General features: G+C 67.9%; 24 protein-coding genes. 7 read left to right on the forward strand and 17 right to left on the reverse strand.

Going from position 1 to position 23566, the window contains the following annotated elements; all coding sequences use genetic code 11:
- Positions 1-18: 18 nt before the first annotated feature.
- Positions 19-1188: an MFS transporter gene (locus tag Q9R33_RS07450; RefSeq protein WP_311293335.1), complete on the reverse strand. Its 1170-nt coding sequence runs from the start codon at positions 1186-1188 to the stop codon at positions 19-21.
- Between the two features lie 123 nt (positions 1189-1311).
- Between Q9R33_RS07450 and Q9R33_RS07455 the strand changes: the two genes are divergently transcribed.
- Complete coding sequence (locus Q9R33_RS07455; RefSeq protein WP_056364929.1) at positions 1312-1719, forward strand: YciI family protein; 408 nt, start codon at positions 1312-1314, stop codon at positions 1717-1719.
- Complete coding sequence (locus tag Q9R33_RS07460) at positions 1716-2879, forward strand: DUF6596 domain-containing protein (protein ID WP_311293336.1); 1164 nt, start codon at positions 1716-1718, stop codon at positions 2877-2879. Before Q9R33_RS07455 ends, Q9R33_RS07460 begins: the two co-directional genes overlap by 4 nt.
- Here Q9R33_RS07460 and Q9R33_RS07465 read toward each other — a convergent pair.
- Together Q9R33_RS07465 and Q9R33_RS07470 are read right to left on the reverse strand one after the other, a co-directional pair.
- Positions 2864-3970, reverse strand: coding sequence for an acyl-CoA desaturase (locus Q9R33_RS07465; RefSeq protein ID WP_056364935.1), 1107 nt, complete (start codon positions 3968-3970; stop codon positions 2864-2866). The genes Q9R33_RS07460 and Q9R33_RS07465 overlap by 16 nt on opposite strands.
- 187 nt (positions 3971-4157) lie before the next feature.
- Positions 4158-4361: a cold-shock protein gene (locus tag Q9R33_RS07470; RefSeq protein ID WP_045296627.1), complete on the reverse strand. Its 204-nt coding sequence runs from the start codon at positions 4359-4361 to the stop codon at positions 4158-4160.
- A 615-nt stretch (positions 4362-4976) separates the two neighbouring features.
- Between Q9R33_RS07470 and Q9R33_RS07475 the strand changes: the two genes are divergently transcribed.
- On the forward strand, positions 4977-6191 hold the full coding sequence (locus Q9R33_RS07475) for an MFS transporter (RefSeq protein ID WP_311293584.1): 1215 nt from the start codon (positions 4977-4979) through the stop codon (positions 6189-6191).
- Here the strand turns inward: Q9R33_RS07475 and Q9R33_RS07480 are convergent.
- Positions 6176-6721 carry a hypothetical protein gene (locus tag Q9R33_RS07480; RefSeq protein WP_310244695.1) on the reverse strand — a complete coding sequence of 182 codons (546 nt, stop codon included), beginning with the start codon at positions 6719-6721 and terminating at the stop codon, positions 6176-6178. The genes Q9R33_RS07475 and Q9R33_RS07480 overlap by 16 nt on opposite strands.
- A 145-nt stretch (positions 6722-6866) precedes the next feature.
- A complete protein-coding gene (locus Q9R33_RS07485; RefSeq protein WP_310244693.1) occupies positions 6867-7361 on the reverse strand; it encodes a hypothetical protein in 495 nt (164 codons plus the stop codon).
- A 102-nt stretch (positions 7362-7463) separates the two neighbouring features.
- Here Q9R33_RS07485 and Q9R33_RS07490 point away from each other — a divergent pair, with 102 nt between their 5' ends.
- A complete protein-coding gene (locus tag Q9R33_RS07490) occupies positions 7464-8612 on the forward strand; it encodes a serine hydrolase domain-containing protein (RefSeq protein ID WP_311293337.1) in 1149 nt (382 codons plus the stop codon).
- A gap of 20 nt (positions 8613-8632) precedes the next feature.
- Here the strand turns inward: Q9R33_RS07490 and Q9R33_RS07495 are convergent, their stop codons facing one another.
- The 12 genes from Q9R33_RS07495 to Q9R33_RS07550 form a co-directional block, all read right to left on the reverse strand.
- A complete protein-coding gene (locus Q9R33_RS07495) occupies positions 8633-9016 on the reverse strand; it encodes a DUF2255 family protein (protein ID WP_311293338.1) in 384 nt (127 codons plus the stop codon).
- 70 nt (positions 9017-9086) lie between these two features.
- Positions 9087-10067, reverse strand: coding sequence for an alcohol dehydrogenase catalytic domain-containing protein (locus tag Q9R33_RS07500; RefSeq protein ID WP_311293339.1), 981 nt, complete (start codon positions 10065-10067; stop codon positions 9087-9089).
- 78 nt (positions 10068-10145) lie between these two features.
- Positions 10146-11558, reverse strand: a complete 1413-nt coding sequence (locus Q9R33_RS07505) for a glycoside-pentoside-hexuronide (GPH):cation symporter (protein WP_311293340.1) — start codon at positions 11556-11558, stop codon at positions 10146-10148.
- A 71-nt stretch (positions 11559-11629) separates the two neighbouring features.
- Positions 11630-12643 carry a TIM barrel protein gene (locus Q9R33_RS07510; protein WP_311293341.1) on the reverse strand — a complete coding sequence of 338 codons (1014 nt, stop codon included), beginning with the start codon at positions 12641-12643 and terminating at the stop codon, positions 11630-11632.
- A 49-nt stretch (positions 12644-12692) separates the two neighbouring features.
- Positions 12693-13460 carry an SDR family oxidoreductase gene (locus Q9R33_RS07515; protein WP_311293342.1) on the reverse strand — a complete coding sequence of 256 codons (768 nt, stop codon included), beginning with the start codon at positions 13458-13460 and terminating at the stop codon, positions 12693-12695.
- A gap of 37 nt (positions 13461-13497) precedes the next feature.
- Positions 13498-14490: a LacI family DNA-binding transcriptional regulator gene (locus Q9R33_RS07520; RefSeq protein ID WP_311293343.1), complete on the reverse strand. Its 993-nt coding sequence runs from the start codon at positions 14488-14490 to the stop codon at positions 13498-13500.
- A gap of 61 nt (positions 14491-14551) precedes the next feature.
- Positions 14552-15328 (reverse strand): RraA family protein, encoded by a 777-nt coding sequence (locus Q9R33_RS07525; RefSeq protein ID WP_311293344.1) that lies wholly within the window; start codon positions 15326-15328, stop codon positions 14552-14554.
- 62 nt (positions 15329-15390) lie between these two features.
- Entirely contained in the window at positions 15391-15882 is a 492-nt protein-coding gene (locus Q9R33_RS07530; protein WP_311293345.1) for an RpiB/LacA/LacB family sugar-phosphate isomerase, read from the reverse strand.
- A 1-nt stretch (position 15883) separates the two neighbouring features.
- A complete protein-coding gene (locus Q9R33_RS07535; protein ID WP_194396261.1) occupies positions 15884-16795 on the reverse strand; it encodes a carbohydrate ABC transporter permease in 912 nt (303 codons plus the stop codon).
- Between the two features lies 1 nt (position 16796).
- Positions 16797-17744: a sugar ABC transporter permease gene (locus tag Q9R33_RS07540; RefSeq protein ID WP_311293346.1), complete on the reverse strand. Its 948-nt coding sequence runs from the start codon at positions 17742-17744 to the stop codon at positions 16797-16799.
- A gap of 8 nt (positions 17745-17752) precedes the next feature.
- On the reverse strand, positions 17753-19072 hold the full coding sequence (locus Q9R33_RS07545; protein ID WP_311293347.1) for an extracellular solute-binding protein: 1320 nt from the start codon (positions 19070-19072) through the stop codon (positions 17753-17755).
- Between the two features lie 65 nt (positions 19073-19137).
- Positions 19138-20058: a ribokinase gene (locus tag Q9R33_RS07550; protein ID WP_311293348.1), complete on the reverse strand. Its 921-nt coding sequence runs from the start codon at positions 20056-20058 to the stop codon at positions 19138-19140.
- Positions 20059-20181: 123 nt separating this feature from the next.
- Here Q9R33_RS07550 and Q9R33_RS07555 point away from each other — a divergent pair, with 123 nt between their 5' ends.
- From Q9R33_RS07555 to ppk2, 3 genes are all read left to right on the forward strand, one after another.
- A complete protein-coding gene (locus tag Q9R33_RS07555) occupies positions 20182-21153 on the forward strand; it encodes a LacI family DNA-binding transcriptional regulator (protein WP_311293349.1) in 972 nt (323 codons plus the stop codon).
- A 130-nt stretch (positions 21154-21283) separates the two neighbouring features.
- On the forward strand, positions 21284-22198 hold the full coding sequence (locus Q9R33_RS07560; RefSeq protein ID WP_311293350.1) for an alpha/beta hydrolase: 915 nt from the start codon (positions 21284-21286) through the stop codon (positions 22196-22198).
- Between the two features lie 442 nt (positions 22199-22640).
- Positions 22641-23546 (forward strand): polyphosphate kinase 2, encoded by a 906-nt coding sequence (gene ppk2 / locus Q9R33_RS07565; protein WP_310244997.1) that lies wholly within the window; start codon positions 22641-22643, stop codon positions 23544-23546.
- Positions 23547-23566 lie beyond the last annotated feature (20 nt).

Consider the following 23566-nt stretch of genomic DNA (forward strand, 5'->3'; position numbering starts at 1 on the left):
GGCGAAGCGGCTCCGGGTTCACACCTCGGGATGGCGCAGCCGTCCCGCGAGCAGCAGCGCCGCGGCAGGGACGAGCAGGCACACAGCGATCGCGAGCCGAAGCCCGGCCCACTCGGCGATGGCACCCACGAGCAACGGCGAGGCGAGGAGGCCGACGCGCATCACCGTCGCTGCGGCGGCGAGGCCGGTCCCGGGGTCGAGTCCGGGCGCGCGTTCGGAGGCGTCCATCGCCAGCGGGATCATCGGTGCGATTCCGAGCCCGAGCAGGCCGAGACCGACGGCGACGACCCAGGTCTCGGGAGCGAACACGGCGGTGACGAGTCCGACGAAGGCCGCCACAGCGCCGACCCGAACCGTACCGACGGCACCGATGCGGTCGACGAGCGCGTCGGAGGCGAACCTGCCCAGCGTCAGCGCACCCATCAGCGCGGCGAACGGGATCGCTGCCTCGGCGACACCGGCACCGGTCTCCGCGACCACATACACGCCGCCCCACGTGGATCCGAGGTCTTCGAGGAAGGCGCCGATGGCAGCGATGGCGCAGGCGGCGATGAGCATCGCGCTGAGCCGACCATGCCGACGGGAGTGCGGGTGCTCCGATCGCGGGGCCGGCTCGGTGCGCAGCCGCACGAGCGGGAGCGCGCCGAGGCTTCCCGCGATGATGACGGCACCCATGACGGGCAGGTGGACGGAGATCGGAATCGCGAACTGAAGGGCGAGTGCGCCGAGCAGGGCACCCGCGATCGCTCCGGCGCTCCACGCCCCGTGGAGGCCGTTGATGATCGATCGGCCCATCAGTCGCTGGATGGCGAGCCCGTGTGCGTTGTTTCCGACATCGCCCGTCGCATCCCCGAACCCGATCGCGAACAGCACCACCGCGAGGACGACCGGTGTGCCGGCGAAGCCCGCTCCCACCAGCAGGGCGCCGAGGATCGCGGATGACGTGACGGCGACCGGCACCGCGCCGAGGCGATTCACCAGCCTTCCGGCGAGGAGGCTCCCGACGACGGAGCCCACGGGCCCGCACGCCACCATCAGGCCGAACGCCAGCTCACCCAGGCCGAATCGATCCTTCAACTCCGGGTAGCGGGTCACGATCGTCGCGAACACCAACGCGTTCGCGACGAAGAGCATCGAGACCCCGCGCCGCGCAGCCGATACTCGCGCAAGGGTGATCGGCGCGGTCATCCCTGGATTCTAGGATGCTCGGCCTGGGCAGAGATCCTCACCGGCCGATGTAGAGATCGCGCGTTCGGTTCCGTCTCCTATCTGAAGCGGCCAGAATGGGCCGCACCGGAACGGGAGGCTGTCATGGCCAAGTACCTGATGCTCAAGCACTACCGGGGCGGACGCCCCTCGGTGAACTCGGTCCCGATGGATCAGCTCACGCCGGACGAGTGGGCCGCGCACATCCAGTACATGCAGGACATGGAGGAGCGCCTCATCGCTTCGGGCGAATTGGTCTCGTCCGAGGGGCTCGCCATGGAGGGCGCCTGGGTCCGCTTCGACGGCGAGGGCCGCCCGCCCGTCGTCGACGGCCCCTTTGCCGAGACGAAGGACCTCATCGCCGGCTGGATGATGATCGAGGTCGACTCCTACCAGCGCGCACTCGACGTCGCCTCCGAGCTGTCGGCGGCGCCGTGGGCCGGCGGCACGCCGCTCGGGGAGTGGCTCGAGCTCCGTGAGGTGATGAGCGCGCCGCCCGCCGACGTCGGATGACCGAGGCGGCCCCCACGCCCGGCCCAGCTGCCGCCCTGCGCCGCGCGATCCCCGAGGTCGTCGGCATCCTCGTCCGGCGCGGCGCGGACTTCGCGTCGGCCGAGGACGCCGTGCAGACCGCTCTGGTGCGCGCACTCGAGCGACCGGGCCCAGAGGGAGTGCGCGACATCCGGGCGTGGCTCGTCACGGTCGCGTGGCGCGCGTTCCTCGATCAGGTGCGCAGCGATACGGCGCGTACCGCGCGCGAGGAACGGCTCGCGCAGGAGCCCGAGCCCGGGCCGGTCCCGCAGCACGACGACACGCTCGGGCTCTACTTCCTCTGCACCCATCCGGTCCTCACCCCGACGTCGGCGATCGCCCTCACGCTTCGGGCGGTCGCGGGCCTGACGACCCGGCAGATCGCTGATGCCTTCCTCGTGCCTGAGGCGACGATGGCGCAGCGGATCAGTCGGGCGAAGCAGCGACTCGTCGGCATCGCACTCGATCAGCCGGGCGATCTGTCCCGCGTGATGCGCGTGCTCTACCTGCTCTTCAACGAGGGCTACTCGGGCGAGATCGACATCGCCGCCGAGGCGATCCGCGTGACCCGGCAGCTCGCTGTGCTCACCGACGAGCCCGAGGTGGACGGTCTGCTCGCACTCATGCTGCTGCACCATGCGCGGCAGCCGGCACGTGTGCTCGGCGGGCGGCTCATCCCGCTCGCCGAGCAGGATCGCACCCTGTGGGACGTGGACGCGATCACGGAGGGCGTCGCCATCCTGCAGTCGGCCCTCGCCTGCGACCGGCTGGGTCAGTACCAGGCGCAGGCCGCGATCGCGGCTCTGCACGCCGACGCACCGACGGCCGACGAGACCGACTGGGTGCAGATCGTCGAGTGGTACGACGAGCTGCTGACGTTCGGGGATTCTCCCGTCATCCGCCTGAACCGTGCGGTCGCGGTCGGGGAGGCTGACGGGCCGCAAGCGGGCCTCGCCGCTCTCCACCCCGTCGGCGAGGATGTGCCGCGGTACCACGCCGCGCTCGCATACCTCCACGAACGGGCGGGCGTGACGGATGCTGCCGCCGCCGAATACGCGGAGGCCGCGCGCCGCGCGACCAGCGCCCTCGAGCAGGAGCACCTGCTGCGTCAGGCGGAGCGCCTGCGTCAGCCCCGGCGGTAGGTCCCGACCATCGGGCAGTCGAACGGATCCCGGGCTGCCAGGCCGACGCGGTTGAGGTAGTCGATGACGATCCCGTAGGAGCGCCACAATGTCGTCTCGGTGTACGGCACGCCGAGGGTACGGCACTGTTCGATGACGATCTCGCGGGCGCGTGCGAGATGCGGCCGGGGCATGTTGGGGAACAGGTGGTGCTCGACCTGGTAGTTCAGTCCGCCCATCAGCCAGGTCGCCCACCAGCCGCCGCTGACGTTGCGGGAGGTGCGCACCTGCTTGCTGAAGAAGTCGAGCTTCGCGTCCGCGGCGATGATCGGCATGCCCTTGTGGTTCGGCGCGAACGACGCGCCCATATAGACGCCGAAGACGGCCAGCTGCACGCCGAGGAACGCGAACGCCATCCCCAGCGGCAGGAAGAGGAACACCGGCGTCCAGATCACCGCGAAGCGCGCGGCGATGAGCGCGAGCTCGATCCAGCGATCCTTGACGCCGTCGCGCGAGAACAGGTGCCGGAACGCGTGCGCGTGCAGGTTCAGGCCTTCGAGCGTGAGCAGCGGGAAGAACAGCCACCCCTGCTTGCGGGTCACCAGAGCGCGCAATCGACCTGCGGAGGCGGCATCCGTCTCGAGGAATGAGATCGTGTCGACCTCGATGTCGGGATCCTTGCCCACCCGATTGGGGTTCGCGTGATGGCGGTTGTGCTTGTTGTTCCACCAGGAGAGGCTGATGCCCACGATGCCGGCGGCGAGGAAGCGCGCGAGCCGCTCGTTCGCGGGGCCGGACGCGAGGATCTGACGGTGCGCGGCCTCGTGCGCGAGGAAGGCGACCTGCGTGAACAGGATGCCGAGGGCACCGGCCATCAGCAGCTGGTACCAGGTGTCGCCGAGCAGGACGAAGCCGGTGATGACGCCTCCGAAGCCCAGGAGAAGGCCGACGCCGACGAGGGCGTAGAACCACTCGGCACGGCGGAGGAGACCGGTCTCGCGGACGACCTGCGACACCTCGGTGTACGCGCGGGCCATCGGCGGGAAGTCAGCCGTGCCGGCGTACGTCTGACGGACGGGACCGAGTCGGGACTCGAGAGCGGTGGAGGAGATGATGCACCAGTTCCGATGGGGACCGTTTGGCCGTTGAAAGCCAGAGGCGGTTGCCCATCGCTGTCCTCAGGTTACGTGGACCCACATGATCCGGAGGGAATACTTCCTGATTCGTAGGCGATGCCCAGGTGAACAGCAGCGCCCGCCCCGGCCGAAGCCGGGGCGGGCGCTTGTGAACGCGGGAGCGTCAGAGCGGACGGATGTTCGCCGCCTGCATGCCCTTGGGGCCCTGCTCGGCGTCGAACTCCACCTTCTGGTCTTCGCGGAGCTCCTTGAAACCGCTGCCTGCGATCGCGCTGAAGTGTGCGAAGAGATCGGCCGAGCCGTCATCGGGAGCGATGAAGCCAAAGCCCTTCTCGGAGTTGAACCATTTCACGGTGCCAGTGGCCATCGTGTCTTTCCTATTCTTCGGGCCGCCGGAGCGACCGGGGGTGCCGCGCCGACGAATGCGGTGCGGACGGATGTGGACCGGTGCCGGAGCCGACAACGGTGAGGATGCGGATGCTGCGACCGCCGCGCGGGCGTGATCGTGTGTCGCATGGAGCCCGAGGTCCTCACCTCGGGGTCCGTGTGCGCGGAATCCGCTCGACGTCGTATCGATGAAGCCAGCGTATTCGTCGGAGCGCGTTGCGACATAGACATCGTCGTCGGCCTGTCGCCAGGCGAGCGCCTGGAGGTGGGAGTGCATGGTGATGTGTTTCGTTCGTTGGCGCGAAGCTTGGCGTTCGCGGGGGCGGCGTGCAGAAGCCGCGGGAAGGATGAGACGTTCGAATCTGCATCTCCACGATGAGGCAGAGAGATGAACGCGAGGTTGCCCGAAGGCAACTCGTAACTGTAGCACGGGTGTCTCCAGATACCGAAATCGGGGTAGCCGTCGGAGCGTGCGAGGGATACGTTCGCGGTGACGTCAGATCCCGTTGGAAGAGGCGGTGCCGCGATCTCCAGGCCCGATGCCACGGGCTCCCTGCCCAGTCCGCGCAGGGTGCAAGGCACGTATTACACGCTCATGCTCGGCAACACGCTTGCCGCCTCCCTCATCTGGGGCGTCAACACGCTGTTCCTGCTCGACGCCGGGCTCTCCAACCTCGAGGCCTTCGCGGCGAATGCGTTCTTCAGCGCCGGGATGCTCATCTTCGAGATCCCGACGGGCGTCGTGGCCGACACCGTCGGACGCCGGGCCTCGTACCTGCTCGGCACGGTCACGCTGGCGGTGACGACGATCCTGTATTGGATGCTGTGGGTCTGGCAATCGCCGTTCTGGGCGTGGGCGCTCGTGTCGGTGCTGCTCGGTCTCGGCTTCACGTTCTTCTCGGGCGCGGTGGATGCGTGGCTCGTCGACGCACTGAAGGCGACCAGCTACACGGGCAGCCTCGAGACCGTCTTCGGCCGGGCGCAGATCGTGGGCGGCGTCGCGATGCTGTCGGGATCGGTGCTGGGCGGTGTCATCGCCCAGGTGACGAACCTCGGCGTTCCCTTCCTGCTCCGCGGCGCCATCCTGCTGGTGATGTTCGTCGTCGCCGCGCTGCTGATGCGTGACCTGGGCTTCACACCGGATCGGAGCGAGAGCCCGTTGCGCGCGACGCGCACCGTCCTGCGCGCCTCGATCCGCTACGGCCTCGGTGATCCACCCGTGCGCTGGCTGATGCTCGCGAGCCCGTTCACCGCAGGCGTCGGCATCTACGTGTTCTACGCACTGCAGCCCTACCTCCTGGAGCTGTGGGGCGACGACGAGGCGTACACCGTCGCCGGGCTCGCGGCGGCGCTGGTGTCGGGCACCGCCATCCTCGGCGGCACCCTCGCCCCCTGGGTGCGCAAGCTCTTCCGCCGGCGCACCTCGACGATCCTTCTGGCGACGATCACCAGCGCGCTGGTGCTGGTCGGCATCGGACTCGTGCGCAACTTCTGGGTCGCCGTCGTGCTCGTCGCACTCTGGGGCATCGCGTCGGCGATCGACGACCCCGTGCATCGCGCCTACCTCAACGACATGATCCCGTCGAAGCAGCGCGCCACCGTGCTCTCTTTCGATTCGCTCATGGGTTCCGCCGGCGGCGTCGCCGTCCAGCCGGTGCTGGGACGGGTGGCGGATGTCGGCGGCTACGGCGCGTCACTGGTCTGGAGCGGCGTGATATCTGCGGTGGCCGTCCCCTTCGTCCTGTTGAGCCGTGCGCAGAAGCCGGCCGCCGACACGGCTCGCGAAGTCACACCTCAGACACCCCAGTAGGCCAGGACGGCATCGCAGAAGTCGTCGTTCGTGCCCGTCGAACCGAAGATCTGCTCTTCGTCGATCACCTCGTCGGTGGCGGTGTCGATCGTCAGGCGCACCCGGATCTGCCCGTCGTTCTTGGCGATGATCTTGCCGTCACTGCCGAGCGTCCGGCCCCCGCCGGTGAGGAGCTGGGTGACGGTGAGCGTCCCGTCGCCGTTGTCGACGACCTTGTGGTCCTTGGCGAGGGTGTTGGGCTGGATGTCGGTGACGGTCATCCCGTTGTAGGTGAACGTCCGCACGACGGTGAGCTTCTCGTGAAACCAGAACAGCCCGTCCTTGCCCCGATTCATGACGAAGCCGGACCCGGTCTGGTCGTAGGTGAACGTGGGCTGCAGCCCGACGCCGCAGAAGTCGTCTGCGACCCCGCTGTCCGAGAAGTCGAGACTGTAGCGCTCGACGACGGCGGCATTCGCTGGGCCGGCCGCGGCGATGACGAGTCCTCCGGCGAGGAGCGCGGCGGTGAGGGGAGTGAGCTTCCTGAACATGGTGGTGCCCTTCGGGTGAGCGGACATGCGGAGGGACGGTGTCCGCGCACGGTCACGCGCAGTTTCCCGAGAGGACCGGCTGCGTTGACGCCCTCCTTGCGCCAGAGGGTACTCCGGCGCACGACGCGCCGACAGGTCGCCCGATTCACCACTCCCGCGAGTCACCCGAGTTGTCGTGGCCCAAGCGCAGGAAGCCGGGCACACCGGGGCGGTGGTGGGTCCTCCCGCCGTCGACGGGGGCCGTCTCGTGCCCGGCCAACTGGTGGATCCACGGCGGCTGCTGCTCCATCGTCACCGACCCCGCCCCGGTCGTGAAGTACGCGGCGATGGGAGGGCTCGCGACGAACGCAGCGGCCACGACGACGCCATCTCGGATGCGCACCAGCGCATCGCGTGCCAGCAGATCGCGCATGAGCGTGGCGAACGCGCCGGGATCGACGGATGCTGCCTCCCTCGGCGCGCCCGGCACCTCCGCACTCAGCTGGCCGAGGATCTCCTCGCGTTCCACGGCGGAAAGCCGGAAGTACGCGGCGGCGTACGCCTTGTCAGCGACGCTCGCCGGCACGTTCCCGAGGACGTACGCGTATCGCGCGATCTGCTCGTCCGGGGTGATCTGCTGCTGAGCATGCCGCCTCGTCACGGTGCCTCCCACATGATGAGCGCCAGAGTACGCTCACCGGCGACCACCGTCGACGGGCGCGCGGTCATGGTCAGGCGCCACCGCCGGTGGAAGACTCCCGGTATGACCACGCCGTTGGTGGATCTGCTGGGCACACACATCAAGTGGGGCACCGTCCCCGGCGCCGTCGCCGTGCTCGCCGTCGGCGACGACCCACTCGAAGCCGTCGCGGTCGGTCGCGCCGCGGTGGGCGGAGCAGAGATGCGCCCGGACGCGATCATGCGGATACAGTCCATGACGAAGGCGATCACCAGCGTCTCGGCATTGCGTCTGGTCGCGTCCGGCCGCCTGGACCTCGACGACAGCGTCGAACCCTGGCTGCCTGAACTCGCCGAACGCCGCGTGCTGGTCTCGCCGGACGCGATGCTCTCCGACACGGTGCCCGCGTCGCGGCCGATCACCGTGCGCGATCTTCTGACCAACACGAGCGGATACGGGATGATCCCCGTGTCCTCGCCGCTGCAGCAGGCGATGGCCGAGAACGGCACCGAGGCGGGCGCCGATCCTGTCGCGATGGGCGCCGACGAGTGGCTGGCGCGGCTGGCCGAACTGCCGCTCGCCTTCCAACCGGGACAGGGATGGCGCTATCACCACTCGTTCGCCATCCTGGGCATCCTCATCTCCCGTGTCACCGGTCGCCCGACCGGCGATCATCTCCGCGACGACCTGACCGGTCCGCTCGGAATGGTGGACACGGCGTTCTGGGTTCCGCTCGACCAGGCTCATCGATTGCCTGCCGCATACCGGCACACCGATGACGGGCTGACCGAGACCGAACCGGCCGGAGGCGGGTTCTACGCCGGCGCCCCGCGCTTCGACGTCAGTCACGCCGAACTGGTCTCGACCGCCGACGACTACCTGGCATTCCTGCGGATGCTCGTGCACGGCGGAATCGCGCAGACCGGCGACGCCCGGGGCGAGCGCATGCTGCCCGCCGACCTCGCCGCCGCCATGATCCGCGACCAGACCCCGCCCGCCGCCAAAGCCCCGGACAGCTTCTTCTCCCCCGCATTCTGGGACGAGATGGGATGGGGGTTCGGGGTCGGCATCGAGGCGACCGGCCCGCACGCCGGGCGGTTCACCTGGTCCGGCGGACAAGGAACGAACTTCTACGCCGACCCCGACGGCACGATCGGGATCCTTCTCACCCAGGTCGAACTCGGCGATCCCGTCATCGAGCTGATCAGAGAGTTCCAGACGCTGCACGGATGACCCGAGGGCCTGGTCCGCACTCAGCGGCGAGGGATGAGACGAAGGGTGGATGCCGCGGCTTCCGCGGTCACCATGCTCCGGGCTGCGAGATTTCCGTACTTGCTGCGGTACGCGGCATCGACGGTCGCAGCATCCGTGTCACCGATCGCTTCAACGGTCACGTCGACGGTGGTGTCGCCGACACGCACCCGCGCCGCCCCCGACCGCACGGCCCCGCCGTACCAACCGGTCTCGCGCCGATGCCACGTGCGAACGAAGACCTCGGCCCAGGCGACCACGACCCAGATCGTCGTCCAGCGGCCGAAGCCGCCATCGCCGCGCGACGCCGAGACCTCGATCTCGATCGCGTCCGAAAGGACGCGCAACTCCTCGGACGACCACTCTCGCAGCGGCTTCGAGGTCATGTGCGCCATTCTCAACCGGCGGCGGCGCTTTCGCCACCGCCGACCGCGTCGGGCCCGCGAGCCGGCCGATCTAACCGATGAGGATGCGAGACTCGGTGTCGTTGGGCCGGATCTGCAGATTGCGCCCGTTGCCGGCTCGGAACATCTCCAGCGCCTCGGCGTAGTGATCGAGCGTGAAGGAGTGGCTGATCATCGCGGTCGCGTTGATGGCGCCGGCTTCGAAGAGCTCGACCGCGCGACCGAATGAGTTGTGCACAGCCATCGATCCGACGATCGTCACCTCGTCGCGATACACCCGGAACGGCGAGAACTGCGCGGTGCGATCCGCCGGGGCGACGCCGAAGTCCTGGAAGTACCCGGCCGGCCTGACCCGACTGAGCGCGTCTTCGATCGCGCGGATGCTTCCGGTGCAGTCGATCACGACGTCCCACTGCGCACGATCGGCGTCATCCGCCGAGGTGTAGCGCAGCTCGATCCCACACTCCGCGGCCGTCTGGAGCCGATCCTCGTTGAGATCCACGATCGTCACCGACGCGGCGCCGGCGCGCGTGGCGAGCTGTGCCATGAGCAGGCCCATCGTGCCCGAGCCGTAGACGAGGACGTGGTCGCCGAGGCGGCGAGGGAGCACGTCCCACCCTCGGATGGCGCACGCGAGCGGCTCGATGAGCGCGGCTTCGTACAGATCCGTTTCGGGCTTCAGCTTGTAGACATTGCGCACGGGAGCCGTGAACAACTGCTGCGAAGCGCCGTCGGAGGCGACGACGCCTAGTCCGTCCCAGAACCTGCACAGGTTCTGATGACCGTTCAGGCAGTATTCGCAGTCGCCGCAGACGTTGCTGGGGTTGACGACGACGTGATCACCCACATGAAGGTCCGCGACGCCGCCGGCAGCCCCTTCTCCGAGGGCGCGAACGACGCCCGTCGCCTCGTGACCGGGCACCAGCGGGAAGACGGTCCCCTCGAACTCGCCGTCCAGCACGTGGACGTCCGTACCGCAGATGCCGACGGCCGCGGTCTCGATGAGGACCTCGCGGTACCCGGGGGCGGGCACCGGGCGGTCCTGTACCGCGAGCTCTCCCTTTGAGGCAAAGACGATTGCGCGCATGTGTGTGTCCCTTCCTGCCGTCATCTACTGTGCCGACGCCGCGACGTGCGCGGCTTCGCGCGATGAGCCGGAGTCGTCGCTCTCACGGAGTTCCAGCTCGCGCGCGATCTCGGCGAAGCGGGCGTCGGTGAGCGGATAGAAGGCGACGAGCACGATGCCGAGCGCCACCAGCACGGCAGGGACCGCGGCGAACGACATCCGGATGCCGCCGAGCGCCGTTTCCGATTGGATCGCCTGTCCTGCGACGTAGCCGCCCCATGCCAGAACGAACGCTCCCAGGGCACCGCCGAGCGACGCAGCCCATTTCGTGACGAACGCGAAGACGGCGAAGGCGACGGCCTCGGCACGAACCCCGGTGCGCCATTGCCCGAACTCGACGGTGTCGGCCTGCATCGCGAAGCACATCACGACGATGAGTCCCAGTCCGCCGTTGAACAGGCCGATGCCGGTGAATCCAGCGACGACGCCATCGGCGAACAGCAGGACGATCGTGCCGGCGAGCGACGTCGTCGCGGCGACGAAGAAGGTCCGCCGCTTGCCGATGCGGCGCACGAGCCAAGGTGCCAGCATCGCAGCGGTGACGGTGAGCGCGAAAGAGATCCCCGAGACGATCGGAGCGAGCTGAAGCGCGCCCAGGATGTCGCGCATGTAATAGATCATCGCCCCGTTGAAGACCGCGGCCGCCGAGAAGCAGAGGAACGCCGCGAAGGAGATGATCAGGAGCGGTCGGTTCGTGATGAGCATGTGCAGGCCGTCTCGGGCGGAGACGGAACCGGAGGGTCGTGCGACACGCTCGCGGGTCCCGAAAGCGGCAGTCACGACGAGGCTCGTGCCGATGACCCCGAGGATGAGGATGGTGACGGTGAACACGGTGCGCAGATCGCGGTCCGGGGTCAGCATCGGCAGCACGAGGGCGACGACGAGCGTCTGAACGCCGAGGAGCGTGATCGAACGGGCGCTCGAGAGCTTGGTGCGGTCGGCTGGTCGCTGCGTCATCGAGGCGCCGATCGATCCCAGCGGGATGTCGAGGCAGCTGTAGAGCGCGCCGAACAGGGAGTAGGCGACGACCGCCCACGCGACGGTGCCGACCGGACCCAACTGCGGGATGGAGAACAGCGCGACTGTCGTGATGAGGAGGGGGATCGGGATGATGAGCAGCCACCGGCGGAATTTGCCGAACCGCCCCGGCTTCCACTTGTCGATGATCAGCCCCAGTGGGATGTCCACGACGGCGTCCAGTCCCCGCATCAGCAGGATGATCACGCCCGCGACAGCTGCCGAGATACCTGCGACATCCGTGAAGTAGAACAGCATCAGCGATGCCGTCGGGATCATGAAGAACGCGACGCCGGCCGTTCCCGATCCGAACGCGGCGAGCGAGCGGAACCTGAGCGGTTGCGATGCGGATACGGTTTCGGTCGATGCTCGCTCGGTCATCGTCTCTCCTTCGAGTGCGATGGGCGCTGCGGAACACGCTGCAGCAGCAGTGGTTCCCGCCTTGGCCACCGTCATGGATTCAGGTGTCGATCGCACGCGTCCGCGTGCGCAGTGTAAAGGGCGGAGCTGGCGAGTCGCAGTGCGGCGACGGAGTCGTGTTTCGCCTGCGCGGCGATCAGCGCGTCGACGTCGAGCGTGTCCAGGGCGCGGAAGATCTGCTTGAGGAAGTCGATCGCCGCGTCGGCCGCTTCGACGCTGTCCTCGCGGAACGGGAACTGGTCGAGCTGCCACACACCGTGCCAGTCGTGCTTGCGGAGGGTGTAGAAGAACTCGAACAGCTCGATCGGATGGATGCTGCCGGCGATCATGTCGTCGTCCCACCCACGGAGGTTGTCGTTGACGTCGATCCCGAACAGCCGGCCATGGTCGATCGCCAGCTGCGCGGAGTCCGCGGGCGACTCGCCTCCGAACAGTGCGTGCCCGAAGTCGAGGAGGACGCCGACGTTCGGGAGCCCGATCCGCTCGATTCCCAGCAGGGTGCGCGACACCGAGTGGTAGCTCATGTGCACGCGCGGTTCGCGCGGCTTGTACTCGATGACGAATCGCAGGTCCGGGTTCTCCGACGCGAGTCTGCCGACCCCATCGATCGAGGCGGTCCACAGCGCGCCGTGGTCGACCTGGAACGGGTAGTCCCAGCCGTCTTGGCCCGGCCACAACTTGACGTATTCCGCGCCGAGTCGGCGCGCGACATCGGCGGACTCGGTCACCAGCTCGTGTGCCCAGCGCCGCACCCCCGGATCCGGGTTCGTGAACGAGCCCTTCGCGAAGACGCGGGTGTAGATCTCCGGGGTGATGCCGATGACGCCAAGGTCGTTGCGGCGGAGGGCCGACTCGATCTGGTCGTGGCTGAAGTCGCCGCCGAAGTACGGATAGTTGAGGTCGACGACGGAGAGGTCCCGCACCCGACCCGCCAGGTCGATCGCATCCAGGATGGTGCGCGCGTCGCCGTATCCGTCGGTCGCATAGCGGTCGACATAGGTGGCGAAGTGCCAGATCCCCGCACCGAAGCGCTGTTCGTGCTGCATGGTCGTCCTTCTCGCGTCTGCGTCGTGGGCAGTGATCAGGTGCCGCGGGTCACCAGATGACATGGCCGCCATCGACGAGGAGGTCGATGCCGGTGATGTAGGCCGCGGCACTGCTGAGCAGGAAAGCGACCGGCCCCGCGATGTCATCGGGTTGCGCGTTGCGCCCGAGCGGCGTGTCTGCCGCGTACCCCGCCATGGCATCCGACTGCTCAGGGCGCTCGGTCATCGGCGTGACGGTGTAGCCGGGACTGACGGAGTTGACCCGGATGCCGTGGGGCGCCCATTCCCACGCCAGGCTCCGGCCCAGGTGGACGACGCCTGCCTTCGCCGTGTTGTAGTGCGCCTGATGCAGCCCCCGGTTGGCGATGGTCGCCGACATCGAGGCGATGTTGACGATCGCGCCACCGCCGTTGCGCATCATCGCCCGCCCCTCGGCCTGCGCCGACAGGAACACACCCGTCAGGTCGATGTCGATCACACGCTGCCATTGCCCTGGGGTCATCTCCTCCGCAGGAGCCGCGCCCGCGATGCCGGCGGCGTTGACAGCCAGAGCAAGCGGGCCCAGCTCGTGCTCCACGATGAAGACCGCGCTGTCGAGTTGGTCGGCATCGGTGACGTCTGCGGTCGCGGCGAGGGCGAGACCTCCGATCGAGCGGATGCTGTCCGCCGTCTCGATCGCGCCGGCGGCAGTGACGTCGATGCACCCCACTGCAGCACCCGATCGCGAGAGCTCGAGGGCGATGGCCCGGCCGATTCCGCTTCCCGCACCCGTGACCAAGGCGACGGCGCCGTTGAAGCCGAAGTTGATGGATGACATCACCGATGTTCCTCGCAGATCTGTGCGTTCGTCGTCTTCATGCCGCCTCCTGATCGCATCCGCAGCTTCGTCGGACGACGAGCATGTTCTCGAGCGCGCGGTGGATGACCTCAGCCGGGCTGTCGATGAGGTGGGCGACCGCCTGCGCCCCCATCTCGGTGATGGGTTGCGCGATCGAGCTCAGTGGCGGGACGGCGAACGCGCCCGCGGTCGTGCCGTCGATCGCGACCACGGCGACATCCGCGGGAACCGTGATCCCCTCCCGGTCCAGGCCGCGCAACAGGCCCAGGGCCTGAATGTCCGAGGACACCAGGACGGCAGTGGGTGCGGGCGTCTGCGCGGCGACGGCCCGCGCGGCTGAGAAGCCCCCCGCGAAGCTGAACGCGGCGCGCTCCGCCACCGACGGGTTGAGCTGTGCTTCGTCGAGCGCGCGCCGCCAGCCGTCCTGCCGGGCGTCGGAGACTCCGGCATCGGGACCGCCGACGAACGCGATGACGCGGTGCCCGTGTTCGATGAGGTGCTGGGTTCCGACGTATGCTCCGCGCTCATTGTCGGCGCGGATCGTCGAGATGGGGGCTTCATCGGGCGAGCGGTCCAATGCGACGACGGGGATGGCGAGGTCGGTGAGGTCCGTCAGATCTTGATCGGCCGTCGCTGAGACGAGGATGAGGCCGTCGATCCGACGCTCGGCCAGGGACGCGATGTAGGTGCGCTCGCGTTCGATGTCGTCAGCGCTGTTGCAGACCATGACGGCGTAACCCCGCGTGTAGGCGGCGTCCTCGATCGATCGGGCGAGTTCGGCGAAGAAGGGGTTCGACGCGTCGGGAAGGACGAGTCCAAGGGTGTTCGTACGACCCATCCGCAGGGACCGCGCCAGACCGTCGGGACGATAGCCGAGCGACTCGACCGCTTCGAGCACGCGGCGTCGCGAGGCATCCGATACCGGGCGAGGCCCGTCGTTCAGCACGTACGACACCACTGCGGGGGAGACCCCCGCCGCGCGCGCGACATCGTTCCTGGTGACGGCCACGTGATTCCTTTCGCTGAGGGGCGGGGTGTCCCCACCCCGCCCCTCGTGCTCGGTACAGCCGTCAGGCGCGACGCAGCGTCTTGGCGAGCGTCTCGGCGGTCGGCGCGAACGGGTGCGTCTCGACGTCGAACTTCGACTGGGTCGACTCGTTGCGCGGGATGCCGAGCGCGTCGAACAGATAGCCGCGGGCGATCTTGTCCTGCTCGGACTCCTGGATGGCGTACTTCAGCACGCCGTCGATGATGTCCTCCGGCACGACGATCGCGCCGTCGCCGTCGGCGACGATCAAGTCGCCGGGGTTGATGATCTGGCCACCGATCTCGACGGGCATGCTGTGCCCGCCCCACTCGACGCGGCCCTGGTACATCGGCTGGACGACCCAGCGCGACCAGACCGGGAGGTGCTTCGACTCCAGCGTCTCGTCGGTGTCGCGGGCGCCACCGTTGGTGAGGCAGCCCTGCGCGCCGAGCGCGGCCCAGATCATCGAGTCCATCGATCCGACGGCCGGCGTCTGCGTGTTGCAGGTGTCGACCACGAGGAAGGTGGTGTCATCGATCAGGTCGGCCATGTCGTTGGCGAAGACCTTGCCGTACCAGTACTCGTACGCGTAGGACGTGTACTCCTCGGGGGTCATGGTGGGCACGACCTGCTGCGTCGGGATGTGACGCATGGTGTGCGCGAAACCCGCCGCCTTCGTGCGCCACAGCGGGCGGATCTCGGGCGAGACCGTGCCGAAGTGGTGGCGCCCCATCCAGTCCATTCCGTCGCGGATGTCGGTGACCCGGAGGTGCTTGACCGTCTCGAGGATTTCCTTCTTCCGCTCAGCGGAGAGAGCCATGGTGTGTAACCTTTCGTTGTTGTTGATGGCCTGCGCCAGGCGGCGCCGGTCTTGCGCGGGAGCTAGCGGGCTCCTTCGTGTCGGCCGCCCACGAGGTTCTGCGCCTCGCGGGTGGCCGCTTCCATGTCGGCGAGCTGCGCGACGCGCCGCCGGAAGTCTGGGTCGGTGCTGAACTCGGCCTTGAGGTAGGCCGCGATGACGTCTTCGGCGATCTTGCGACCGACGATCCACGCGCCGAGGCACGCCACGTTGACGTCATCGTGCTCGACGCCCTGCCGGGCGACGTATGTGTCGTGGATCACCGCGGCACGTATTCCGGGCACTTTGTTGGCCGCGATCGCCGCGCCGACCCCGGTGCCGCAGACGAGGATCCCCCGCTCGGCTTCGCCGGACGCGACCAGCGCGGTCACGCGCTGCGTCATCATCGGGAAGTCGACGGGATCGTCGTTGAGGGTGCCGACATCGATCACCTCGTGCCCGATCGATTCGAGGAAGCCCTTCACATGCGGCTTCAGCAGGAAGCCGGCGTGGTCGTTGGAGAGTGCGATGCGCATGTCAGCCCTTCAATCCGGAGGTGGCGATGCCTTCAACGAGCAGTCTCTGGAAGGCGATGAAGATCCCGAGCACGGGCAGCAGCGAGACGATGCTCATCGCGAACAGGGCGCCGAAGGCGGAGTAGGAGGTGGCGTCGATGAACGACCTCAGCGCCAGCGGCACCGTGTACAGCTCGGTGTCGGTGAGGTAGATCAGCGGTGTGAAGAAGTCATTCCAGCTGTAGATGAAGGTGAAAATCGCCGTCGTCGCGAGCGCCGGCTTGGACAGCGGGAGGATCACGCGGAAGAAGATTCCGAAATGTCCGCAGCCGTCGATACGGGCCGCTTCGTCGAGCTCGCGAGGGATGGCACGGAAGAACTGCACCAGCAGGAAGATGAAGAACGCGTCGGTGGCGAGGATCTTCGGGACGACGAACGGCAGGTACGTGTTGATCCAGTCGAACTCGCGGAACAGGATGTACTGCGGGATCAGGATCACGTGGTGCGGCAACATCAGCGTGGCGAGCATGACCGCGAACCAGACCTTCTTGAACTTGAAGTCGATCCTGGCGAAGGCGTAGGCCGTGAGCGAGCATGCGATGAGGTTCGCCAGCACGCACAGTCCCGACACCAGCAGCGAGTTGAAGATGAAGCGCCAGAACGGCGTCCCTGCAACCCCCGCGAATCCCTGTTCGTAACCCTCGAGCGTGAAGTACTGGCCCGGCCAGATGCCGGGATCGTTGATCTGTGAGTCGTCGCGGAACGACGCTCCCAGCATCCACAGCAGCGGGTAGAACATCACGGATGCCATCGCGATGAGCATGAGGTGGCGGTAGAACTGCCGCTTGCCGAGGGGGCGGGGACGCTCACCGCGGCGCCCGCGCTTGTGGAGCGGCGGGACGACGACCGCTTCCGTTTCGGTGATCGTGGTCATGTCACTCGTCTCCGTAGTAGACGACGCGGCGGCTGAGCGTGAACAGCAGCACGGCGACGGCACCGCTGATGATCAGCAGCACCCAGCCGAGCGCCGAGGCGTAGCCCATGTCGAAGTCGACGAAGCCGCGCTGGTAGAGGTACAGCGTGTAGAAGAGGGTCGAGTCCGCCGGCCCACCGGTGCCGTTCGAGACGACATACGCCGAGTTGAAAGCCTGGAACGCCGCGACGACGTTCATCAGGACGTTGAAGAAGATCACCGGGCTGAGCATCGGCAGAGTGATCGAGCGGAACTGCCGCCACGTGCCGGCCCCGTCGATTTGGGCCGCCTCGTACAGTTCGGTCGGGATGTTCTTCAGTCCGGCGAGGTAGATGATCATGGCCGCGCCGAACTGCCAGATGTTCAGGACGATGAGTGTGCTCAGCGCCGTGGAAGGCGTCCCGATCCAGGAGTAGCTCGTCTCGATGCCGACGACGGAGAGCAGGTTGTTGAGCAGGCCGTCGCTCTCGAAGATGAACCGCCACAGGATCGCGATCGCCACGCTTCCGCCGATGAGCGACGGGACGTAGAACACCGCTCGGTAGACCGGCAGGGCACGGATGCCCCGGTTGAGGACGGTCGCAAGGAAGAGGGCGAACACCTGGACCAGCGGAACGGAGACCAGAAGGTAGATGAACGTGACGCGCAGTGCCGCCCAGAACCGCGGATCGGACGTGAACATCCGCACGTAGTTCTCTGTCCCGATCCATTCGGCGTCCCCGATCACTGCGTAGTCGGTGAACGAGAGGTAGAGCGAGACGACGACCGGGCCGCCGATGATGAACACGAACCCCAGCAGCCACGGCGTCATGAACGCGTAGCCCGCGAGATTCTCGCGCCGCCGGCGCGCCCGGCCGCTGCGTACAGCAGTCGGCACGGGGGCGACCGGGCGCTCGATGGTGGTGGTCATGGTCGGAGTCAGTTCAGTGCGTCTTCAGCCGAGGCGAAGAAGGCGTCGACGGCGGCGTCGACGGTCATCTCACCGAACGCGACCGACTGGTACAAGCGCAGCAGCTCGTTGCTGATGGTGTTGAGTCCTGCCGGGTACCGCGAGGTGGTGAGATCGCCGGCTTCGGTGAGGCCGCGAAGGATCGTGACGTTCTGCTTGACGCCATCGGGCGTCGCGTCGTCCTCGAGCAGCGCATCCTGCGCGTCGGTGTTGGTGAGGATGCCGTTGTCGGACTGGAAGGCGAGCGCCGCGTCCACGTCATTCGCGAAGAAGTCGATCCACGCGGCAGCCGTCGGCACATTGTCACAGGACTCCGGGATGGAGATGCCGTTGGAGCCGAGGATGTTCGCGGACTGGTCCTCGTCCTCGCTCGGGATCGAGACCTGTTCGATGTTCGAGGGCTTGCCCGCACCGGCGAGCGCCTGCTCGGTGATGTAGATGTGTGGGATGTCGCGGGTGCCGGCGACGGCGGCGCCGGTCGCCATGGGGGTGAGCTCGAGCGCGCCGTTCTGCTCGGGGATCGACGACGGGGGCAGGATCACGCCGGCGTCGGCGAGGTCGAGCCAGTACTGCAGGTAGTCGGCGAGCATCTCCTTGTCGAAGCCGAGCTCGTTGTCCTCGGTGAAGACCTCTCCTCCGTGGCCGATGATCCAGGAGGAGAAGGTGAACATGAGCCCGCCTTCGTTCTCCGCGGCATAGACGCCGGCAGGGAGGTTGGCTTGCAGCTGTTCGAGCCACGCCGCGTAGTCCTCCCACGTCATGTCGTCGTTCGGCTTCTCGAGGCCTGCTTCCGCGACCATGTCGGCGTTGTAAGCGAGCAGGCGGACGAAGGTGCCGGTGGGAATCATGAACTGCTCGCCGCCGATCTGACCCGCCTCGAGCACATCATCGGGAATGCCGCTGACATCGATCTGACCCGACTCGATGAGATCGTCGAGCGGACGCAGCACACCGTTGTCGGCATACTGCGCGAAGAACGTGCTCTGCGTCCCCGTGGCGCACGGCAGGTCGTTGCCCGCGGCGCGGACGGTGAGTCGCTCGATGTAGGCGTAGTAGTCGGCAACTTCGGTCTTGATCGACGCATCGGGGTACGCCTCTTTGAAGAGATCGCCGACAGCGTCGACCTTCTCCGCTCTGGCGGGCGTTCCCCAGAATCCGTACGCGATCGTGCCTTCGACGGCGCCCGAGGCGTCAGACGGACCGCTGCCGCCGCCGCAGGCCGACAAGGCGACGGCTCCCGCAGCGAGCGCGGCGACCGTCGTCGTCATTCGGATGGACTTCTTCGACATGTGTTGCTCCTCTTCGTTGAGATGCGATCGTTCGTTCTGGTGTCTGATCGCGGGGGGGTGGTTGGTCAGGCGATCGCCTCTGCGGCGGCGCGGTCCGGTTGCGATTGGGCGCCAGGGCTGGAGACGGACGCGGCTGCGGCGGCCGATGCGGCCGCCATCGCGGCGACGATGTCCTCGCGCCGCGCCAGCGAGGCGGCGAGCGTTCCGACGTAGACGTCGCCGGCTCCCGTCGTGTCGACGACGTGTGGCACGATGACCGCGTCGACCGCGGCGACTCGGCCGCGCGTGGAGGCGAAGACCGAACCGCGCTCTCCGAGCGTCACGACGCAGGCGCAGCCGGTGGCCGTGACGACGGCAGTGGCCAGGTCCTCGCCGTCCGGGGCCGCGCCGACGAGCGATCGCGCCTCGGACTCGTTGACGACGAGGAGACTGATGTCGGAGAAGGTGGTGCGCTCGAGTTCCGCGTAGGGGGCGAGGTTGACCACGACGGTCGCCTGCCTGCGGGCAGCGCCGCGGATGATCTGCTCGACGCGTGGGATGGGGATCTCACACTGGACGATGACGATGTCGTTCCGTGCGATGTCATCGAGTGCCGCGTCCACGGTCGTGGCAGCGAGGTCGGCATTCGCGCCGGGCGCCACGATGATCTCGTTGCTGCCGTGGGCATCGACGAGGACGATCGCGACGCCCGTGGCTTCATCGGCGGAGCGGGCAGTCGAACTCGTGTCGATGCCGTGCGCGGCGAAGTTGGCGAGCACGTCGTCCCCCGGCTGATCAGAACCGATCGAGCCGACGAAGGCGACCAGTCCGCCCGCACGGGAGGCGGCCACCGCCTGGTTCGCACCCTTACCGCCCAGGCCCAGGGAGTATGCGCCTGACAGCACCGTCTCCCCGGCCCGAGGAAACTCTTCGACCACCAGCACGTGGTCGTGGTTCGCCGAACCGAATACGAACACCCGGCCGGTGTTCACAGCGCCGTTGCTCATGTTCTGTCTCCGTTGATCTACTCGTGTAGATAAGCAATCTACACGAGTAGATTGATTTGGCAAGGAGAGATGTGGGAAAGCTGCTCGCGAGGTCGGGTGGCGGTCGCGTCATAGGATCGCCGCATGGTCACGCGCAACGACGTCGCTCGCGCCGCCGGGGTGTCCACGGCGGTCGTCTCGTACGTGCTCAACGACGGGCCCCGCCCGGTCTCGACAGCTGCACGCGCGCGAGTGCTGGCCGCCATCGAGGAACTGGGCTACCGGCCGGACAGCGTCGCCCGCTCCATGCGCACCCGCACGACCAACTCGATAGGGTTCGTGCTCCCCGAGATCAGGCTCGAGTACTTCTCCGTGATGACACAGCGGATCACTGAGATCGCCCGTGCGCGTGGCCTCAGCGTCATCGTGGCCACGTCGAACGGAGATGTCGACGTCGAGCGCGAGCACCTCACCGACCTCGCCGGCAGACGGGTCGACGGAGTCATCCTGATGAGCGTCGACCCCGCGCAGGACTTGACCTGGGCTGCCGACCTGGGAATGCCGATACTGCTCGTCGACCGACCGATCGTCGCCGTCGAAGGCACGGCAGCCGCCACCGAGCACCTCATCGCATCCGGCCGCCGTCGTGTCGCTCGCCTGAGCGCTGACGCGGAGGGTCAGATGACTCGCCGGAGAGACCGAGGCTGGGAGCGCGTCCTCCGTGAGCGTGGCATCGCTCCCGCCGATGCAACGCTTCTGCGCGTGGACGGGTCCGAGTCCGCGGGCTACGAGACTGCGCGTGACCTTCTGACCAGCCCTCGCCGCCCTGACGGAGTGGTCATCGATTCGCCCCTGCATGCGGCAGCTTTCCTCCGTGCGGCCGCGGACCTCGACGTCCGGGTACCCTCCGAGATCGCGGTGGTGGCCATCGAGTTCGGTCGGGCGGCGGAGTACACCGTCCCCCGCCTCACGTCGGTCGACTCACCGTTGGATCAGATCGCCGAACGCGCCGTCGACGCGATCACGTCGGCAACCCGGGACGATCGCGTGCTCACTCTCGACGGGACGGAATTCACGCTCACTCCTCGGGAATCCACGGGGTCCCGCCGGACGTAGGCGCCGTCCGCCACGAGTAGACAGCCCACTCCAGGAGGCGAAGTCAGACGGCTAATCGCCGGACAAGCTTGTCCGGTGCGGCTCTACGATGGAGCGGCGGTCGACGATGACCGGCGAGGACGGAGCTTGCATGGACATCTCAGCAGTGAACCCGGCACTGCGCGCCGCGACGGAGAAGGCACCCGCGGTGAACATCGAGAACGGCGCGACGCGCTGGCTCGCCGCCACCGCGTCGTCTCTCATCCCCGGCAAGCGCGTCGAAGGGGTCGAACGCCGCACACTCCGCCATGACGGCGTCAAGCTGCGGGTCTATACCCCCGCACAGCCTTCCGGAGCGGGCCTGCTGTGGATCCACGGCGGCGGGCTCGTGCTGGGATCGGCCGCGATGGACGACGTGCACTGTGGTGAGACCGCACGCGACACCGGCGCGACGATCGTCTCGGTCGACTACCGCCTCGCGCCGAAGCATCCGTTCCCCGCCGCGATCGACGACTGCTTCACCGGGTGGCAGTGGCTGCGCGCCGACGCGGAGGCACTCGGCCTCGACGGCGAGCGCCTCGCGATCGGCGGGCAGAGTGCGGGTGGCGGGCTCGCCGCCAGCCTGGTCCAGCGCGCGATCGACGCGGGCGACCCGGTCGCGGCGCAGTGGCTGTTCTGCCCGATGCTCGATGACCGCACCGCCGCGGACCGCGGCCATGACGCTGCCAATCACTTCATGTGGAGCAACCGCTCGAACCGCGTCGGCTGGTCGTCGTATCTCGGTTCTGCCGTCGGCGCCGAGTCGCTGCCGCCCTACGCGGCGCCGGCACGCCGAGAGGACCTGCGGGGCATGCCGCCGACGTGGATGTACACCTCCGACATCGAGCTGTTCCATGACGAGGACGTCGACTACGCGAACCGGCTCCGGGCGGCGGGCACGGACGTCACGCTCGAGGTGGTGGACGGCGCGCCGCACGGATTCGAGGCGTGGGCGCCCGGCCACCCGATGGCGCGCCGGCTCTTCGCCACCGCCCGCGACTGGCTCGGGGAGCGCCTCGCGCCCTGAGCGTCCCTGGTCGATACGACGTCGCCGAGGTGTTCCTCAAGCCGATCTTCGGCGCTCTGAGCGACAGGATCGGTGCGAAGCCGGTCATCGTCGGCGGCCTCCTGGGGTTCGTCGCGGCGTCGCTCTGGTCTACACGCTCGGCATCCAGGCCCTCTCCATCGCTCTCGGCGCCCTGGCCGCCGGCGGTCCTCTCCTCGTCGGTGCCGTGGCCACCGCGTGGACGCTCCCGGCCGCACTGCTCGTCCTCGCCGGCGTCACGGTCTGCGCCGGCACGATCGGCTGGACGACCCTCGGCGCACGAGCGAAGGACGCCGACACGGCGTGACCGTGGTGGGGACTCGCCGCCGCGGGTTGCCGGGCGGCGTATCGGTTGGTCACCGGCGCCCGGGATAATGCGGTGCATGACGGCGCGGGTGCGCCGTCATGAAGGGAGCTGACGGTGATGGATGGCGTGCCGGTCGAGGGCCTGCGGGAGTACATCGAGCATCTGCGTCAGGAGGGCTACTCGGTGCGCGACGGGCACACCGCGGATCCGGATCTGATCGACCCGCATGGGAACCCGGTCTACACCTGGCAGGAGGGCTACCCGTACGGCGATCTGATGGACCGCGATGCGTACGAGTTCGAGAAGTACCGGCTGCAGATCGAGCTGCTCAAGTTCCAGTACTGGCTGGAAGACAACGGCCGGCGGGCGATCATCCTGTTCGAGGGACGGGATGCCGCGGGCAAGGGCGGCACGATCAAGCGATTCACCGAGCACCTCAACCCCCGCACCGCGCGGGTCGTCGCGCTCAGCAAGCCGACCGAGCGGGAACTCGGGCAGTGGTACTTCCAGCGCTACATCGAACACCTGCCGACGGCGGGCGAGATCGTGATGTTCGACCGCTCCTGGTACAACCGGGCGGGCGTGGAACGTGTGATGGGCTTCTGCACCGACGAGGAGTACCAGCAGTTCATGACGCAGGCACCCCAATTCGAGCGGATGCTGGTGGACTCCGGCATCCACGTCACCAAGTTCTGGTTCTCGGTGTCGCGCACCGAGCAGCGCACGCGGTTCGCGATCCGCCAGCTCGATCCGGTCCGGCGGTGGAAGCTGTCGCCGATGGACCTGGCATCGCTGGACCGCTGGGAGGACTACACCCGTGCGAAGGAGGAGATGTTCCGTCGCACCGACAAGAAGCACGGCCCCTGGATCATCGTGCGCTCCAACGACAAGAAGCGCGCCCGCCTGAACGCGATGCGCTTCTTCCTCCGCCAGTTCGACTACGACGGACGCGACGACAAGGTCATCGGCACGCCCGACCCGCGCCTGGTGATGCGCGGCATCCGCGAGACCGCCGACGAGTAGCGAGGAAGCGGAGCACCCGC

It is taken from the genome of Microbacterium sp. PRC9 (genome assembly GCF_031844125.1).
GTDB lineage: Bacteria > Actinomycetota > Actinomycetes > Actinomycetales > Microbacteriaceae > Microbacterium.

Excerpts from the sequence above, each read along its gene's own strand:
- Q9R33_RS07450 (WP_311293335.1), bottom strand. The coding sequence starts at position 1,188 with ATGACCGCGCCGATCACCCTTGCGCGAGTATCGGCTGCGCGGCGCGGG.
- Q9R33_RS07455 (WP_056364929.1), top strand. The coding sequence starts at position 1,312 with ATGGCCAAGTACCTGATGCTCAAGCACTACCGGGGCGGACGCCCCTCG.
- Q9R33_RS07460 (WP_311293336.1), top strand. The coding sequence starts at position 1,716 with ATGACCGAGGCGGCCCCCACGCCCGGCCCAGCTGCCGCCCTGCGCCGC.
- Q9R33_RS07470 (WP_045296627.1), bottom strand. The coding sequence starts at position 4,361 with ATGGCCACTGGCACCGTGAAATGGTTCAACTCCGAGAAGGGCTTTGGC.
- Q9R33_RS07475 (WP_311293584.1), top strand. The coding sequence starts at position 4,977 with ATGCTCGGCAACACGCTTGCCGCCTCCCTCATCTGGGGCGTCAACACG.
- Q9R33_RS07480 (WP_310244695.1), bottom strand. The coding sequence starts at position 6,721 with ATGTTCAGGAAGCTCACTCCCCTCACCGCCGCGCTCCTCGCCGGAGGA.
- Q9R33_RS07490 (WP_311293337.1), top strand. The coding sequence starts at position 7,464 with ATGACCACGCCGTTGGTGGATCTGCTGGGCACACACATCAAGTGGGGC.
- Q9R33_RS07495 (WP_311293338.1), bottom strand. The coding sequence starts at position 9,016 with ATGACCTCGAAGCCGCTGCGAGAGTGGTCGTCCGAGGAGTTGCGCGTC.
- Q9R33_RS07505 (WP_311293340.1), bottom strand. The coding sequence starts at position 11,558 with ATGACCGAGCGAGCATCGACCGAAACCGTATCCGCATCGCAACCGCTC.
- Q9R33_RS07510 (WP_311293341.1), bottom strand. The coding sequence starts at position 12,643 with ATGCAGCACGAACAGCGCTTCGGTGCGGGGATCTGGCACTTCGCCACC.
- Q9R33_RS07515 (WP_311293342.1), bottom strand. The coding sequence starts at position 13,460 with ATGTCATCCATCAACTTCGGCTTCAACGGCGCCGTCGCCTTGGTCACG.
- Q9R33_RS07525 (WP_311293344.1), bottom strand. The coding sequence starts at position 15,328 with ATGGCTCTCTCCGCTGAGCGGAAGAAGGAAATCCTCGAGACGGTCAAG.
- Q9R33_RS07530 (WP_311293345.1), bottom strand. The coding sequence starts at position 15,882 with ATGCGCATCGCACTCTCCAACGACCACGCCGGCTTCCTGCTGAAGCCG.
- Q9R33_RS07535 (WP_194396261.1), bottom strand. The coding sequence starts at position 16,795 with ATGACCACGATCACCGAAACGGAAGCGGTCGTCGTCCCGCCGCTCCAC.
- Q9R33_RS07540 (WP_311293346.1), bottom strand. The coding sequence starts at position 17,744 with ATGACCACCACCATCGAGCGCCCGGTCGCCCCCGTGCCGACTGCTGTA.
- Q9R33_RS07545 (WP_311293347.1), bottom strand. The coding sequence starts at position 19,072 with ATGTCGAAGAAGTCCATCCGAATGACGACGACGGTCGCCGCGCTCGCT.
- Q9R33_RS07550 (WP_311293348.1), bottom strand. The coding sequence starts at position 20,058 with ATGAGCAACGGCGCTGTGAACACCGGCCGGGTGTTCGTATTCGGTTCG.
- Q9R33_RS07555 (WP_311293349.1), top strand. The coding sequence starts at position 20,182 with ATGGTCACGCGCAACGACGTCGCTCGCGCCGCCGGGGTGTCCACGGCG.
- Q9R33_RS07560 (WP_311293350.1), top strand. The coding sequence starts at position 21,284 with ATGGACATCTCAGCAGTGAACCCGGCACTGCGCGCCGCGACGGAGAAG.
- ppk2 (WP_310244997.1), top strand. The coding sequence starts at position 22,641 with ATGGATGGCGTGCCGGTCGAGGGCCTGCGGGAGTACATCGAGCATCTG.